Here is a 15,188-nt window from a genome sequence, read left to right on the forward strand (position 1 = left end):
TTGGGGGCTGGTCCCCCACCCCCCTCACGTCAACCCCCTCCTTGCCGGGGTGGGGCGCTTGGTTGCAGGGGGCGGGGCTGTGGCGGGGGCGGCGGGGGTGCGGGCGGTGCTCCGCCCGCACCCGCGCGGCGTGTCCAGGGCGGTGGAAACCGCCCGACCCCACCGCGGATCCGCCCGCTAAACTGGACATTACGGCAGGTCATCGCGGTGGTGGAAAGATCGCGCGAATCCCTTTGGCGCAGCTGCGAACCAATCCGCCCCACGAGGCATCAGCACCAGAGCAGGTGTCCATCTCGACGGGGGCGGACATCGGCGGAGACGGTGCCCCGGGTGCCGGGTCCGCCGTCCCCTCAGCCGCGGGCGAGTCCGGGCGTCCACGGCAGGCCGAGGTGGAGCAAAACCCTTCCTGGACAGGGATATGGTTTACAGTCGAGTGTTCCCTGACGCACCGCGTCACCACCGGGCGGGCACCCCGATGACGGCGGAGTCCGGGCCGGGGGTGACAAGGAGGACGACATGGGGGATGAGACCTAGCGACCGACCGTGTGAGGCGTACCGCTGCCCGACAGCGGGCTGTCTCGCCGCGCTTCGGGCGGTGTGCGGGTGAGGAGCCCGCCCAGTGCCCGGGACGTGTCACCGATCAGCCGAATCAAGCACCGCCCCGTGCGGTAGGAGGCCGAGCCGACCTATGTCGAGCGTTTACTGCACGCAGTGCGGTCACGCCGTTGCGGATGATGCCCGTTTCTGCTCCTACTGTGGGACCCCCGTCCGCAGGCCCCAGCAGCAGACCCCACGACCTGGTACGGGTGGGGACTCCGCCGGCGACGTCACGTCCACCATCTCGATCTCCGGGATCCAGGCCCTCGAGGAGGAGGAGTCGACCGGGGACGAGCTGGCGGCCGACGACCCGGCCAACGCCGACGCCCTTCCTCCGGGCACGGCGCTGCTCGTGGTGAGGCGCGGTCCCAACGCCGGAAGCCGGTTCCTGTTGGACAGCGACGTGACGACCGCGGGGCGCCACCCCAACAGTGACATCTTCCTCGACGACGTGACCGTCTCGCGTCGGCACGTCGAGTTCTTCCGCCGTGGCGACGGATTCGGCGTCCGGGACGTGGGCAGCCTCAACGGCACCTACGTGAACCGTGAGCCGGTCGACGAGGCCGCGCTCGGCGGCGGGGACGAGATCCAGATCGGCAAGTTCCGCATGGTCCTGCTGACCAAGCCGCGTCGCTGACCAGGCCGGGCGGGGGTCGCCGCGCCGACAAGGTTTGCGGGCCCCCGCCTCCGGAGAGCTTTGTAACGAAGGGTGCCGATTTCGCCCTCGGGTCCTGATCCAACGTGGGAGCAGGGACGAGCGCCCATCCGGCATGACGACTCGTGGGACGGAGCCGCTGTGAAGCACATGGAGGTCGTCGGCGTCCGAGTTGAGATGCCCTCGAACCAGCCGATTGTCCTGCTCAAGGAATCCGACGGAGACCGCTACCTCCCGATCTGGATCGGCGGGGTGGAGGCGACGGCGATCGCACTCGCACAGCAGGGGGTGGCACCCGCCCGGCCGCTGACCCACGACCTGTTCCGGGACGTGCTGGAGGCGCTCGACACCGGGCTGAAGACGGTGAACATCACCGGTCTGAGCGACGGGATCTTCTACGCCGAGCTGGTGTTCAGCAACGGGGTGGAGGTCAGCGCGCGCCCCTCCGACTCGATCGCGCTCGCGCTGCGGACCGGCACGCCGATCTACGCCCACGAGGACGTGATCGCCGAGGCCGGGATGCCGATCCCCGACGAGCAGGAGGACCAGGTCGAGGCGTTCCGGGAGTTCCTGGACAACATCTCGCCCGAGGACTTCGGCCGGCGCGCCGAGTAGCGCCCCTCGGGGCCGCCCTCGGGCAGGGGGTCGGTCCCGCCGCGCCCGCGGCGTGGACAGGGGTGCGCGGGAACGCGGCGACACGGCTGTGACCTGCGGGTTCGCCGTGATCGCCACTGATACATTGGGTAACGGGGTCGAGGGAGGGGGACGCGTTGGTCACGGCCGGAACCTCCGGACGACCGTGGACGGGGCCCGACTCGGAGTCGGGAGACGGACGGCGCGTGCACTTGGCGACGCGCCGCGCGCCGTCGTTGACGCTGCCGGTCGGTCGTCCTACGGTCGGTGCAGTGGAACCCGCGGCGCACCCCATCCCTGAGTGGACATCCCCTGTCGACGCCGCCGTGGGACGAGGAGCCGGAGGTCGGCGTGGCGGTAGCGGGCGGCAAGCGGGAGACCCATGACAGGCGGTCCGCGCTGCGGCTAGCGGGGCAGCAGGGCCTACTGTGCGAAGAGGACGTGGTGGCGCTGCCTATGGACGTCGGGTATAGGGGCCCAGCGGCGTGTACCGCCGCCGGGATCACCTACCGTCAGCTCGACTACTGGGCCAGAACCGGTCTGGTCGAGCCGAGTGTGCGCGCCGGAGCCCATAACGCGCCCCTCTACAGCCTCCCCGACATCCTGCTGCTGAAGGTGGCCAAACGCCTCCTGGACACCGGCATCTCGTTGCAGCAGATCCGCAACGCCGTCGATCATCTGCGCGGTAGGCCCGCCCCCGAGCTGGCCCGCATCACGCTGATGAGCGACGGCGTCAGTGTCTACGAGTGCACGTCCCCCGACGAGGTCGTCGACCTCATGCAGCGCGGCCAGGGCATGTTCGGGCTGGCGCTGGGCAACGTGTGGCGCGAACTGGAGGAGGCCCTGGGCGTGGTCCCGGCCGAGGACCGCACCGACCTGCCCGCCGCTCCGCCGCAGCCGGTGGACGAGCTGGCGCGCCGCCGACGCGAGCGCCGCACGGGCTGAGCACGGCCCCCGGGCGTGGCGGGCGGTCACCGGGACTACCTGGTCGCCGCGACCCGGTACGCCGCGGTGTGGAACGCCGCCAACGAGCACGCCCGCGACGACGCCGTGGCGCGGATCCGCGCGGCGCTCGGGCGGGCGCACGGCTGAGACCCCGGAGCGGCGGGGCGTGGGGACGGAACACGCGAGACCCGGGCTCGGCCTCCGGCGCGGTGATCGAGTACCGTTTGGTCACAACGGGGACGAAAACTGACATTCGCCCTGTTCGTACATCCATACACAGTGTCAACAGGCCGTCAATACCACGCGGGAGAGACCCCGACAGGGGCGCCGACGGGGCAATACTCCCCAGTAACCTCTCAGGCACCACGGACCGCGTGGAGGAGGCCGCTCTGAAGCCTGGCACCGCCGTGCCCGGTGACAGAGGGGGAGACCGTGAGGAAAGCGCCGACCCGCTCGGCCCTGTCACCAGGAGGTCTCCGTGCCTGACCAGTCCACGCCAGACCCGACGCCGCACACGCCCGGCGCCCCCGCACGGGTCTTCGCCGACCGCCACATCGGGCCCACCCCCGCCGAGACCGCGGAGATGCTCAAGACCGTCGGCTACGGCTCCACCGCCGAGCTCATGGCCGCCGCCGTCCCCGAGTCCATCCTCACCGGCCCCGGCCGCAGCGCCCCGCTCGACCTGCCCGAGGCGCTCGGTGAGGCCGAGGCCCTCGCCGAGCTGCGCCGCCTGGCCGACCGCAACCAGGTGCGCGCCTCGATGATCGGACTGGGGTACTACGACACCGTCACCCCGCCCGTCATCCTGCGCAACATCATGGAGAACCCGGCCTGGTACACGGCCTACACGCCCTACCAGCCCGAGATCTCCCAGGGCCGCCTGGAGGCCCTGCTCAACTTCCAGACGATGGTCTGCGACCTGACCGGCCTGCCCGTCTCCGGCGCCTCCCTGCTGGACGAGGCCACGGCCGCCGCCGAGGCCATGACGCTGGCCCGGCGCGCGTCCAAGAGCAAGGCGGACGTCTTCGTCGTCGACGCCGACGTCTTCCCCCAGACCCTGGACGTGCTGCGCACCCGCGCGGAGCCGCTCGGCATCGAGATCGTGGTCGCCGACCTGTCCCAGGGCCTGCCCGAGGGCGACGCCTTCGGTGTCCTGGTGCAGTACCCGGCCTCCAGCGGTGTCGTGCGCGACCCGAGCGACGTCGTCGCCGCCGCCCACGAGCGCGGCGCGCTGGCCGTCGTGGCCGCCGACATCCTCGCCCTGACCCTGCTGCGCAGCCCCGGCGACCTGGGCGCCGACATCGCGGTGGGCTCCACCCAGCGCTTCGGCGTCCCGCTCGGCTTCGGCGGCCCGCACGCCGGGTACATGGCCGTCGGCGAGAAGCTGCGCCGCCAGCTGCCCGGTCGCCTGGTCGGCGTGTCGGTCGACGAGGCGGGCCGTCCCGCCTACCGCCTCGCCCTGCAGACCCGCGAGCAGCACATCCGGCGTGAGAAGGCGACGAGCAACATCTGCACCGCCCAAGTGCTGCTCGCCGTCATGGCCGGAATGTACGCCGTCTACCACGGGCCCGACGGCCTGCGCGCCATCGCCCGCCAGGTGCACACCCGCGCCGCCGCGCTGGCCGACGGCCTGACCGAGCGCGGCTTCGAGGTCGTGCACGGCGCCTTCTTCGACACCCTGCGCGTGCGCGTGCCCAGCTCCGCCGCCGTGGTCGAGCGCGCGCTGGAGGCCGGGTACAACCTGCTGGCCGTGGACCAGACCACGGTCGGCGTCAGCGTCGACGAGACCACCTCCCCGGCCGACCTGGAGGCGGTCCTGGGCGCCTTCGGCGAGTTCGAGCGCGGTTCCTCCCGCGCGGGCCTGACCGTCGACGAGTCCGCCGACCGCGTGCCCTCCGACCTGCGGCGCGGCGTGGACTACCTCACCCACCAGGTGTTCAACACCCACCGCAGCGAGACCTCGCTGCTGCGCTACATGCGCCGCCTGTCCGACCGGGACCTGGCCTTGGACCGCACGATGATCCCGCTGGGCTCGTGCACCATGAAGCTCAACGCGACCGCCGAGATGGAGGCCGTCACCTGGCCCGAGTTCGCGGGGCTGCACCCGTTCGCCCCGCTGGACCAGGCGGCCGGGAGCGTGGCCCTCATCCGCGACCTGGAGGCGTGGCTGGCCGAGGTCACCGGCTACGACGCCGTCTCGCTCCAGCCCAACGCCGGGTCCCAGGGCGAGCTCGCCGGTCTGCTGGCGATCCGGGGCTACCACCGCTCCCGCGGCGAGGCCCACCGCGACGTCTGCCTCATCCCCAGCTCCGCGCACGGCACCAACGCCGCCAGCGCCGTCATGGCCGGGATGCGCGTGGCCGTCGTGGCCTGTGACGACCACGGCAACGTCGACCTGGCGGACCTGCGCGCCAAGACCGAGAAGCACGCCGGGGACCTGGCGGCCATCATGGTCACCTACCCCTCCACGCACGGCGTGTACGAGGACACCATCACCGACGTGTGCCGCCTGGTCCACGAGGCGGGCGGCCAGGTGTACGTGGACGGCGCCAACCTCAACGCGCTGCTGGGCTGGGCCAAGCCCGGCGAGTTCGGGGCCGACGTCAGCCACCTGAACCTGCACAAGACCTTCTGCATCCCGCACGGCGGCGGCGGTCCCGGCGTCGGACCGGTGGCGGTGCGCTCGCACCTGGCCGGGTTCCTGCCCAACCACCCGGGCCAGCCCGAGGCGGGTCCGCACACCGGTGTCGGCGCGGTCTCGGCGGCTCCGTTCGGCTCGGCGGGCATCCTGCCGATCTCCTGGGCCTACGTCCGGATGATGGGCGAGGACGGGCTGCGCGCCGCCACCGAGACGGCCGTGCTGTCCGCCAACTACCTCGCCAAGCGCCTGGAGCCGTACTTCCCGGTCCTGTACACCGGAGCCGACGGTCTGGTGGCGCACGAATGCGTCATCGACATCCGGCCGCTCCAGAAGGCGAGCGGGATCAGCAACGAGGACGTCGCCAAGCGCCTCATGGACTACGGCTTCCACGCGCCGACGATGTCGTTCCCGGTGGCGGGCACCCTGATGGTCGAGCCGACGGAGAGCGAGAACCTCGCCGAGCTGGAGCGGTTCGTCGAGGCGATGATCGCGATCCGCGGGGAGATCGACCGGGTGGCCGCGGGGGAGTGGGACGCCGACGACAACCCGCTGCGCAACGCGCCGCACACCGCCGAGGCGGTGACCGCGGACGTGTGGGAGCACGGCTACGGTCGCGCGGAGGCGGTCTACCCGCTGCCGTCGCTGCGCCAGGACAAGTACTGGCCGCCGGTGGGCCGGATCGACCAGGCCTACGGTGACCGCAACCTGGTCTGCTCCTGCCCGCCGCCGGAGGCCTTCGAGCTCTGACGGTCGACGGACCGAGGGGGCGCCGACGCCGCGTCGGCGCCCCTATTCGGACATGTCGGAAATCTACGACGTAAAGGTGACGCTTCGGTGCGTCACGCACCCGGGAACCGGCCCGGCGGCCCTGGCTCCTCGGGACGGCGACAGGGGCGACGCACCCGCGCCAGACGCCCCGTCTGGAGGCTGGCGCCGGTGCCTTCCCCCCGTCGGGCCGGAGCGGTACGCGGCACGCGCCCGCGACGGAAGGTGGACCGCTCGCGCGCGGGTTACAGTGGCGGCGACGCCCGCCTCACCGAGCGACCACCCACACCCCCATGGAAAGCGCCACGCATGACCACCACGTCCGGGCCGCCCGCACGCTCCGCTCCCGACGACCCGCCCCAGGCCACCGATCCGGCCGACGCCGGGGAGACGGACGCTCCCCCCGCCCACGACGCCGCGGACCTGTGCGACCAGGCCCAGGACCTCGCCCAGAACGGCCACCTCAAGCGCGCGGCCGCCCTGTACCAGCGCGCCGTGGCCGCCAACCCGCCGCCCGCGGTCCAGGCCCGCGCGCTGCTCGGCCTGGCCGTGGTCGAGGACCAGCGCGGCGACCCGCCCGCCGCCCGCGAGGCCGCGTACCGGGCCCTGGCCACCGGGGACACCCGCCACGCCCCGCGCGCCGCCCACCACCTGGCCCTCTCCCTGGAACAGGAGGGCGCGGGGGAGGAGGCCGCCCGAGTCTGGCGGCGCCTGCTCGACCTGGGCGGCCCGGCCCACGCGGCGGTCGCCCACTACGGTCTGGCCCGCGACGCCGAGGCGCGGGGGGACCGCGAGGCCGCCGAGGAGCACTGGGAGGCCGCGCTGGAGCTGCCGACCGACCGGGCGGAGTTCAGCCGCCTGCACGCGACCACCGTCGCCGAGGCCGCCCGGGACCTGGCCGGACGCCTGCTGGAGCGGGGACGGCCCGACGCCGCCCTGGCCGCCGTCGAACGCGGGCTGGCGGTCGCCGACGACCCGGGACTGCGGCTGCTGCGCGCCGCCGCCCACCTGGAGCACGCCATCGGCGACCTGGACGCGATCGTCCCCGCCTCGACCGGGACCCCGGGACCCCACGCCGAGCCGGAGGACGGGGAGCGGCCCGAGCCCGCGACCTCGGGCGCGGCCGTCGAGCTCCTGGCGGGGCTGCTCGCCCTGCGGGGGGAGCCGGAGGCGGCCGAGCGGGTCTGGCGGTCCGGTCTGGGCGACCGGGACACCGCCGAGGAGGTGCGCCGCCGTCTGCGCCGCGGGTTCGCGTCCGCCCCCGAGGAGGACGCGGCGCCGCCGTGGTGGGAGCCCTACCTGGAGGAGGCCGCGGCCACCTCCAGCACCTCCGTGCTCGCCGGGGAGCTGTTCGCGGTCGTGACCCGGATGCACGCGCTGCTCGCCGTCCCCGTGGTGGAGGGCGAGGCACGCCCCTCCGCCCTGCGGGCCGTCATGGAACAGGCCCTGCGCGTCCCGAGCGACACGGTGTGGGGCGTCGACGTGCACGCCGACTTCCGACGTCGGCTGCACGAGGCGATGGGGGAGGACCCGCTGCCGGAGGGGTGGCCGGAGCACGGGCCACCGGGAGGTCGCTGAGCAGGCTGGCGGGGGTGCGGGGGGTCAGGCCGCCGCGTGGACGTGGGGTCGGTGCGGGGCGACGACCGCGCCGTCGGGCAGCAGCTCACCGGTGTCGTCGAACAGGACGACACCGTTGCAGAGCAGGCTCCATCCCTGCTCCGGGTGGCTGGCGATCACCCGCGCGGCCTCGCGGTCGGTGTCCTCGTAGGACGGACAGGCGGGTTCGTGGCTGCACGTGAACATGGAAGGCCTTTCGGTCCAGAACGCTCGGCGTTGAGCTGACGTCCAGCGTAGTGGCTGACATCACATGCCGTTGCGGTTTGGGGCGGTTCGCATCGCCCCGGCCGCTCTCATCCATGGGATACCCGCTGATGCCGCATTGGTTCTGGCCACCTGTGGACAGAATCGGTGCTCAGTATCCTCCGCGTGTCCTGCGCGCCGCCGGTCGGCCGCGCATGCCCGCCCCGGCCAGACCGCCGTGCTGGAAGGCGCGGACGAGCTCGCCGCCGAGGTTGACCCCGGCGCCCAGGGCGAGCCCGACCATGACCGCCTCGACCAGGCTGAGCAGGCCCGAGACCACCGTGCCCTGGGTGATCTGGATGAGGCCGCGGTACAGGATGCTTCCGGGCAGCAGCGGCGCGATGGACGGGATGAGGTAGGTCAGGACCGGCCTGCGGGTGCGCCGGGCGAGCCAGTGGCCGACGACGCCGACCGCGACCGCGCCGGCCACGGTGCCCACCACGGGCGGGACCTGCAGGGCGGCGCGCAGGCCCGCGTAGATCACCCAGATCATCACGCCCAGCACCCCGATGGCGGGCAGGAGCCGCAGGGGCACGGCGAGCGAGATCGCGAAGGCCATCGCGATGCCCGCGGCGCCGACCAGCACCGGGATCTCCAGTGACGTGCCCGCCGAGGGCAGGGAGTCGAGGTCGATGCTCACGCCCAGGCGGATGGCGGTGTAGGCGACCGCGGCCACGCCGGAGACGATCGCGCCCAGGATGAGGAAGGTCTCCAGGAGGCGGGCGGCGGCGGAGACGTAGTAGCCGCTGATGCCGTCCTGGAGGCTGGAGACCAGGGGGCGTCCGGGCAGGAGCGCCATGATGTTGCCGGTGATGATCGCGCTGGCCCGCAGCCCGAGCTCCAGTTCGGAGCTGACCCACAGCAGGCCGAGGCCGATCGAGGCGGCCACCACGGCGGCGGCCGCCATCTGGTAGAACTCGGCGACGCCGCGTCGGGCGAGGAAGACGGCGGTGCGGTCGCCCAGGACCGTGGCGAGGAAGGCGACGGCGGCCACGATGAAGCCGCCGCCCATCATCACACTCGCGCTGGAGGCGATCAGCCCGAAGCCCACCGCGATCATCCAGTTGGGGTAGGGCATGCGGGCGCGGCGGATCCGGTTGAGGCGGGTGGCGGCCTCCTCCAGGTCGAGCAGGCCCAGCGCGGCCTCCTGCACGAGGGTGTGCAGCTCGCCGACGCGGAAGTAGTCGAGGGTACGGCGGCGGACCACGCGCTCGCCGGTGATCGGGGGCAGGTCGCCGCCGGGGTGGGTGGACAGCGTGATGGTGGTGAAGGTGACCGACACCTCCGCGCGGGGCAGTTCGAAGGCGACCGAGAGGCTGAGCATGGCCTCGCTGACCGCCTCGGTGCCCTCGCCGCTGGCGAGCATGAGTTCGCCGACGCGCAGCACCGTGTCGATCGCCCGCGCGTCGGGGAGCTGCCCCTCCTCGTCCAGCTCGTCCGGGGTCAGTTCCCGTTCGTGCTCGGCCCGCCAGTCGCGCATCCTGCTCAGCAGGCGGTCCTCACTGGGCGCCACGGGCCGCTCGCGCTTGTTGGGCATGTCGTCCTCCCTTCGCTTCCCGTCCGGTTCCGTCGTGGCCGGAGCGTCGCCTTCCACCGCACAGGAGACGCCGCCGGGCGGGGTGGAGTTGGCCTGGTCGGGGGACGGGCGCCGGTGAGGTCGGTCACCGGTTCATCCTTCCAGGGGGGCCGGGCGGCTGACAGCGACGCGCCGGGTGCCGGGGCTGGTCAGGGGTTGGCGCCCGAACACGGGCCGAAGCGAAGCGGAGGCCCCAGGAGGCGCTTAGTCGCCGGGGCGCACCAGGCCGGTCTCGTAGGCGTGGACGACGGCCTGGACGCGGTCGCGGAGCCCGAGCTTGGTGAGGACGCGGCCGACGTGGGACTTGACGGTGGTCTCGCCGAGGACCAGGTGCGCGGCGATCTCGGCGTTGGTCCAGCCGCGGGCGACCAGCCGCAGCACCTCGCGTTCGCGGGCGGTGAGCGGGTCGTCGGGCACGGGCTCGCGGGCGGGGTCGGCGGGCAGGTGCGGGGCCCAGCGGCGCAGGAGTCGTTCGAGCACGGCCGGGGTGATGACCGCGCCGCCGTCGGCGACGACCTCGACGGCGGCGACGAGTTCGGCGGGCGGGGCGTCCTTGAGCAGGAAGCCGACCGCGCCCGCGCGCAGGACGCCGGTGACGTACTCGTCGAGGTCGAAGGTGGTCAGCGCGAGGACGCGGATGTCGTGTCCCAGCCGCGCGGCCCACCGGGTGATCCGTCCGGTGGCCTCGACGCCGTCCATTCCGGGCATGCGCACGTCCATGAGGACGACGTCGGGCAGGAGGCGGCGGGCGGCGTCGACGGCCTCGCGGCCGTCGGCGGCCTCACCCACCACGGACAGGTGGCCGGTGGCCTCCAGGATCATGCGGAAGCCCGCGCGGACGAGCGGTTGGTCGTCGACGAGCAGAACTGAGACGGGCACGGCGTCGATTCTGCCGCACTCCGCGAGGGGGTCGGACGTGCGACTCAGCGGGTGGGCAACGGGGGCGGGGTGCCGCCGAACTCGGGGCACAGGGCCTGGTGGTCGCACCAGCCGCAGAGCTTGCTGCGCCGGGGTTCCCAGACGCCCGTGCGGCCGGCCTCCTCGATCCGGTCCCAGATGTGACCGATCTCCGCCTCGGCGGCGCGCAGTTCGTCCTCGGTGGGGTCGTACCAGCGGACGGCGCCGTCGCCGCCGAGGTAGACGAGTTGGAGGCGGGTGGGGACGACGCCGAGGTCGCGCCAGATCATGACGGCGTAGAAGAAGATCTGGAACCTGGCCTTGTCCTCGAAGCGGGGGTGGGGGGACTTGCCGGTCTTGTAGTCGACGATGCGGATCTGGCCGGAGGGGGCGACGTCGAGGCGGTCCACGTAGCCGCGCAGGCGCAGTCCGGAGGGCAGGGCCACGTCCAGGCGCAGCTCGCGGTCGCGGGGCTCCAGGGCGGTGGGGTTCTCCAGGTCGAAGTAGCGGGTGACCAGTGCGCGGGCGGACTCCAACCAGGCGTCGCGCGCGGCGTCGTCGGCGAACAGGTCGTCGACCTCGGGGCGCTTGGCGCGCAGTGTCTCCCACTGGGGCTCGACCAGGCCGACGGCGGTGCGGGCGGTGCGGGTCTCGGCGGGGAGTTCGTACAGCCGCTCCAGGCAGGCGTGGACGAGGGTGCCGCGCAGGGCGGCGGAGCTGGGCGGTTCGGGGAGTTTGTCGATGGCGCGGAACCGGAACAGCAACGGGCACTGGAGGAAGTCGGAGGCGCGGGAGGGGGAGAGGGCGGACGGGAGCAACGCGGTGGTCATGCGACGAGCCTACGAGAGGGTCGCGACCGACGGAGGCCGGTTGGGCCGGGCGGCGGATCCTGGGGGCACACGGCCTAGTCTGTGAGCGTGACCAACGACGATTCCAGGCCCGTGTCCGGTGAGCGCTCCTCGAAGCCGGGGCTCCTGCTCGGGCGCCCCTTCGGCATCCCCGTGTACGTGACGTCCTCGTGGTTGATCGTGGCGGTGCTGATCACGCTGGTCTACGGCGGGATCGTGCAGAACCGGCTGGCGCTGGGGCCGTCGGCGTACGTGTTGGCGTTCGTGTTCGCGATCCTGTTGTACGCGTCGGTGCTGGTGCACGAGTTGGCGCACTCGGTGGTGGCGCGCGGGTTCGGGCTACCCGTGCGGCGCATCGTGCTGTACGTGCTGGGCGGGGTCTCGGAGATCGAGCGGGAGGCGCCCACGCCGGGGCGGGAGTTCTGGATCGCGTTCGCGGGTCCGCTGTTGTCGTTGGGGCTGGCGGCCGGGGCGTACGTGCTGGCGTCGGTGGCGGATCCGTTCAGTGTGACGGGTGAGCTGCTGTTCCAGCTGTGGGTGGCCAACCTGTTGGTGGGTGTGTTCAACCTGTTGCCGGGGTTGCCGCTCGACGGCGGGCGGTTGCTGCGCGCCGGGGTGTGGAAGATGACGGGTCGGCCGTTCGTGGGCAGTGTGGTGGCGGCCTGGGGCGGTCGGCTGCTGGCGGTGGTGGTGATCGCGCTGCCGTTCGTGTTCGCGTGGTCGGCGGGCGGTCGGCCGAGTCCGTGGGCGATCGTGTGGGGGCTGGTCCTGGGCGGGTTCATGTGGATGGGCTCGACGGAGGCGTTGGCCAACGCGCGGGTGCGCGCCCGGGTGCCGGGGTTGCGGGCGCGGGCGTTGGCGCGGCCCGCGGTGACCGTGCCGGGTGACACGCCGTTGGCGGAGGCGTGGCGCCGGGCGGGGGAGAGCGGCGCCGAGGCGATCGTGGTGGTGGACGCGGCGGGCACGGCGGTGTCCATCGTGCACGAGGCGGCGGCCGCGGCGATCACCGAGGGGCGTCGGGCGTGGGTTCCGGTGTCGAGTGTGTCGCGGGCGGTGACCCGGGGCGCGGTGGTGCCGGTGGATCTGGAGGGTGAGGCGCTGGTGGAGGCGTTGACCAGTCGTCCGCTGCCGGAGTACCTGGTGGTGGAGGAGGACGGGCGCGTGTTCGGGGTGCTGCGGTCCGTGGACGTCAACGCGGCGATGACGGGCCGGGGGCAGGGGCCGGGGCCGGTGTCTGACTAGCGGCGTGCGCCCTGGGGCCAGAGGACGGTGACCGGGCGGAAGTGCTCGCGCGCGTAGGCGACGACGTCGGCGGTGCCTCCCGGTCCGCGTGCGGGCAGGCCGTCCCAGACGGCGACGAGCTGGTCGCAGCGGTCCACCAGCGTCCGTCCGGCGGCCATGTGGGCCTCGGGGGTGGACGCGGCGTTCTGGAGCGTGTGCACGAGGACGGCCTGTCCCAGGAGGCGGTCGTAGACGCGGTGGTGTTCGGCGGGCAGCGCGTCGCGGTAGCCGAGGGCCGGGACGATCACCTCCAGTGGCGCGCCCGCGGCGACGACCGCCTCGGCGAAGACGGTGTCGGCTCCGTCGGCCAGACAGGACAGTCCGACCAACTCGCACCCGTACGGTTCTAGGTGGGCGGCGATCAGTTCGGCGACGTGTGCGCTGACGTCGGGGGGCAGTGCGCGGTGTCCGGTGATGCCGATGCGGATCACGAAACCTCCCTACTGGTCGTTTCGCCGCCTACCTACCCAACTGCGGGCAGGCCGGTCATGAGTGAGGTGAGCCGGTCGTCGAGGGCGTCGACGCACCGGGCGCGCGGGCCCCGGTAGCGGCGGCGGAAGGTGCGGACGCGTCCGATGACGCGCTCGGAGCCGAAGAGGATGCCGGTGGTCAGTGCCTCCTGGGCCAGGCGGAAGGCCTCGTCGACGTCTCCGGCCTCGGCGTGGGCGCGGGCCAACTCGACCTGGAGGACGGCGGACTGCTTGACGCTGGGCGAGGCGGCGCCGAAGGCCTCGTCGAAGGCGGCGCGGGCGTCGTGGGGTTGGCTCAGGCGGACGCCGACGAGCGCTCGGTATCCGGCGACCTTGGCCTCGTCGAAGGCGAAGACCCAGGGCCAGGGCGGGTCGGCGTTGCCGGGGCGGGTGACTTCGCGGTCGGCCCGGCTGAGCGCCTGGGCGGCGGCGGAGTGGTCCCCGGTCCCGGCGTGGGCGAGGGCGGCCACGCAGTTGAGCCAGGCGCGGGCGGTGGGGTGGGCGGCGGGGCCGAGGACGTGTTCGGCCTCGCGGACCAGGCCCAGCCCGAGTTCGGGGTCCTCGGCGGTGTCGATCTCGAAGGCGGCCAGGGAGCCGAGCATGTACACGTCGAGGAGGCGCATCCCGGCCTGGCGGGCGCGGACGACGGCGGTGCGGTAGTGCATGCGGGCCGAGCCCATGTCGCCCTGGTCGGCGTGGAGCCAGGCGGCGAACCCGGAGGCCTCGCTGGCGGCGGCGCTGAGTTCGGTGAAGAAGGGTGTCCCGCGCGAGTGCGCGAGCATTTGCTCGGACAGATGCACGTGCGCCACCGCGCTGGGCAGGAGGTGGCGGGCGGAGGACGTGGCGTCCATGCGCCGCTGTCCGCCGGTGATCGAGCGCAGCGCGGGGGCGGTGGTCTCGTTGACCGGGTGCGGTGCGCCGTCCCGCGCCGGGGGGTGGGACGGGGACACGGTGGTGACCAGGGCGCCGGCGGCGACCACTCGTCCGAAGTCGCGTCGTCTCGTGTCGTCCACTCCCTTCTGGTCGAGGCCGCCCCGGTGCGGGTCGTCGGCGAAGCGGATCAGGTGCAGGGGGATCGCCAGGCGTCGGGCGAGGTCCTGGACCTGGCTGACGGTGAGGGACTGTTGGCCGTTGACGACGCGGGAGACCCAGCTCTGGGAGTAGTCGACCGCGCGGGCGAGGTCGCCCTGGGACCATCCGCGAGCCTCGCGGACGCCCTCGATGACCGTCGCCATGTCGCAGGTGGCCAGTGCGGCCGCGATGCGCGGCCGGGTCCACAGGTCGGGCGGGAGTACGACGTCGGGTTGGGACATGAGCCTAGGTTAGGGACTTGCGTGGTGCTCAGGGGCTATGTACGAGAAAGAAGGGGGCATGCGCGATACGCATAGGAGCGGTTCATCACTCTCCGGATACGGCAGAGTGACAGAGGTCGTAGGTCGCCGGTGGATCTGGAGCACCTGGGAGGGAGGCCCCGTGACCGTTGAGACCCCGTCAGCGGGTAACCCGAGTCTGGCCGCGTACGGGCGTGGGGGTGAGGGTCGGTCCGAGGACGTCGCTTCGGTCGGCGCCGCCCCGACGGCCGAGGCGGGCGGTCCGGTGGACGCGGTCGGCCGTGCCCTGCGGGGGTTGGCCGTGGAGCTGAGGTCGCACGGGGTGGAGGTGCGCGAGGACGGGGTGTCCGGCTCCGTCGACGCCGGTCCCGTCTCGCGTCCGCAGCGGGCGTTGCTGCGCCCGCACCGGGGCGGCCTGTGGTGGTGGATGCGGTGGCCGCTCCAGGAGGGGGTGACCTCGGCCCTGGCGGGGGTCCCGCTCTCCCCGGTCGCTCGGACCTCGGACGCGGCCCGGCGCATCGCGGGCGCCCTGTCCGCGTCGGTGGGCGAACCCTGAACACGCGCGAGGTCCCCCGAACCTCGCGCACCTGCGGGCGTGTGCCATGTCCACGCCCGGTGAGCGGGTGGGGTCTGGGCTTCCCCGAAACCCAGTCTCCCTCTGCACGGGGCCCTGCCCTGCCCCGCCCGCT

The 15,188-nt window shown here is 73.2% G+C and carries 14 protein-coding genes and 1 riboswitch; of the genes, 8 read left to right on the forward strand and 6 right to left on the reverse strand.

Going from position 1 to position 15,188, the window contains the following annotated elements; all coding sequences use genetic code 11:
- Positions 1 to 688: 688 nt before the first annotated feature.
- The 6 genes from AB0I72_RS23665 (at position 689) to AB0I72_RS23690 (ending at position 7,814) form a co-directional block, all read left to right on the forward strand.
- Positions 689 to 1,234, forward strand: coding sequence for an FHA domain-containing protein (locus tag AB0I72_RS23665; protein ID WP_358572301.1), 546 nt, complete (start codon positions 689 to 691; stop codon positions 1,232 to 1,234).
- Positions 1,235 to 1,393: 159 nt separating this feature from the next.
- The gene (locus tag AB0I72_RS23670) at positions 1,394 to 1,867 is read left to right on the forward strand and encodes a bifunctional nuclease family protein (protein WP_075925525.1); all 474 of its coding nucleotides are present in this window, start codon (positions 1,394 to 1,396) and stop codon (positions 1,865 to 1,867) included.
- Positions 1,868 to 2,341: 474 nt separating this feature from the next.
- Positions 2,342 to 2,830 (forward strand): MerR family transcriptional regulator, encoded by a 489-nt coding sequence (locus AB0I72_RS23675; protein ID WP_358572530.1) that lies wholly within the window; start codon positions 2,342 to 2,344, stop codon positions 2,828 to 2,830.
- A gap of 15 nt (positions 2,831 to 2,845) precedes the next feature.
- The gene (locus AB0I72_RS23680) at positions 2,846 to 2,977 is read left to right on the forward strand and encodes a hypothetical protein (RefSeq protein ID WP_358572303.1); all 132 of its coding nucleotides are present in this window, start codon (positions 2,846 to 2,848) and stop codon (positions 2,975 to 2,977) included.
- Between the two features lie 147 nt (positions 2,978 to 3,124).
- Positions 3,125 to 3,213: riboswitch (glycine riboswitch) on the forward strand.
- A gap of 95 nt (positions 3,214 to 3,308) precedes the next feature.
- On the forward strand, positions 3,309 to 6,218 hold the full coding sequence (gene gcvP / locus AB0I72_RS23685; RefSeq protein WP_358572305.1) for an aminomethyl-transferring glycine dehydrogenase: 2,910 nt from the start codon (positions 3,309 to 3,311) through the stop codon (positions 6,216 to 6,218).
- Between the two features lie 327 nt (positions 6,219 to 6,545).
- Complete coding sequence (locus AB0I72_RS23690) at positions 6,546 to 7,814, forward strand: tetratricopeptide repeat protein (RefSeq protein ID WP_358572307.1); 1,269 nt, start codon at positions 6,546 to 6,548, stop codon at positions 7,812 to 7,814.
- 24 nt (positions 7,815 to 7,838) lie between these two features.
- On the opposite strand, the gene AB0I72_RS23695 is transcribed toward AB0I72_RS23690, so the two are convergent.
- From AB0I72_RS23695 to AB0I72_RS23710, 4 genes are all read right to left on the reverse strand, one after another.
- Entirely contained in the window at positions 7,839 to 8,039 is a 201-nt protein-coding gene (locus AB0I72_RS23695) for a DUF5999 family protein (protein ID WP_358572309.1), read from the reverse strand.
- A gap of 169 nt (positions 8,040 to 8,208) precedes the next feature.
- Positions 8,209 to 9,633, reverse strand: coding sequence for a threonine/serine exporter family protein (locus AB0I72_RS23700; RefSeq protein WP_358572311.1), 1,425 nt, complete (start codon positions 9,631 to 9,633; stop codon positions 8,209 to 8,211).
- A gap of 243 nt (positions 9,634 to 9,876) precedes the next feature.
- On the reverse strand, positions 9,877 to 10,551 hold the full coding sequence (locus AB0I72_RS23705) for a response regulator transcription factor (RefSeq protein WP_358572313.1): 675 nt from the start codon (positions 10,549 to 10,551) through the stop codon (positions 9,877 to 9,879).
- Positions 10,552 to 10,595: 44 nt separating this feature from the next.
- Entirely contained in the window at positions 10,596 to 11,399 is an 804-nt protein-coding gene (locus AB0I72_RS23710; RefSeq protein WP_358572315.1) for a RecB family exonuclease, read from the reverse strand.
- Between the two features lie 165 nt (positions 11,400 to 11,564).
- Between AB0I72_RS23710 and AB0I72_RS23715 the strand changes: the two genes are divergently transcribed.
- Complete coding sequence (locus tag AB0I72_RS23715; RefSeq protein ID WP_358572532.1) at positions 11,565 to 12,659, forward strand: site-2 protease family protein; 1,095 nt, start codon at positions 11,565 to 11,567, stop codon at positions 12,657 to 12,659.
- Here the strand turns inward: AB0I72_RS23715 and AB0I72_RS23720 are convergent.
- Complete coding sequence (locus AB0I72_RS23720; RefSeq protein WP_358572317.1) at positions 12,656 to 13,129, reverse strand: hypothetical protein; 474 nt, start codon at positions 13,127 to 13,129, stop codon at positions 12,656 to 12,658. The two genes, AB0I72_RS23715 and AB0I72_RS23720, sit on opposite strands and share 4 nt — an antisense overlap.
- Before the next feature lie 32 nt (positions 13,130 to 13,161).
- Entirely contained in the window at positions 13,162 to 14,481 is a 1,320-nt protein-coding gene (locus AB0I72_RS23725; RefSeq protein WP_358572319.1) for a helix-turn-helix domain-containing protein, read from the reverse strand.
- Positions 14,482 to 14,764: 283 nt separating this feature from the next.
- Between AB0I72_RS23725 and AB0I72_RS23730 the strand changes: the two genes are divergently transcribed.
- Positions 14,765 to 15,055 (forward strand): hypothetical protein, encoded by a 291-nt coding sequence (locus AB0I72_RS23730; RefSeq protein WP_358572534.1) that lies wholly within the window; start codon positions 14,765 to 14,767, stop codon positions 15,053 to 15,055.
- Positions 15,056 to 15,188 lie beyond the last annotated feature (133 nt).

Source organism: Nocardiopsis sp. NPDC049922 (genome assembly GCF_040660275.1).
Taxonomy (GTDB): Bacteria; Actinomycetota; Actinomycetes; order Streptosporangiales; family Streptosporangiaceae; genus Nocardiopsis.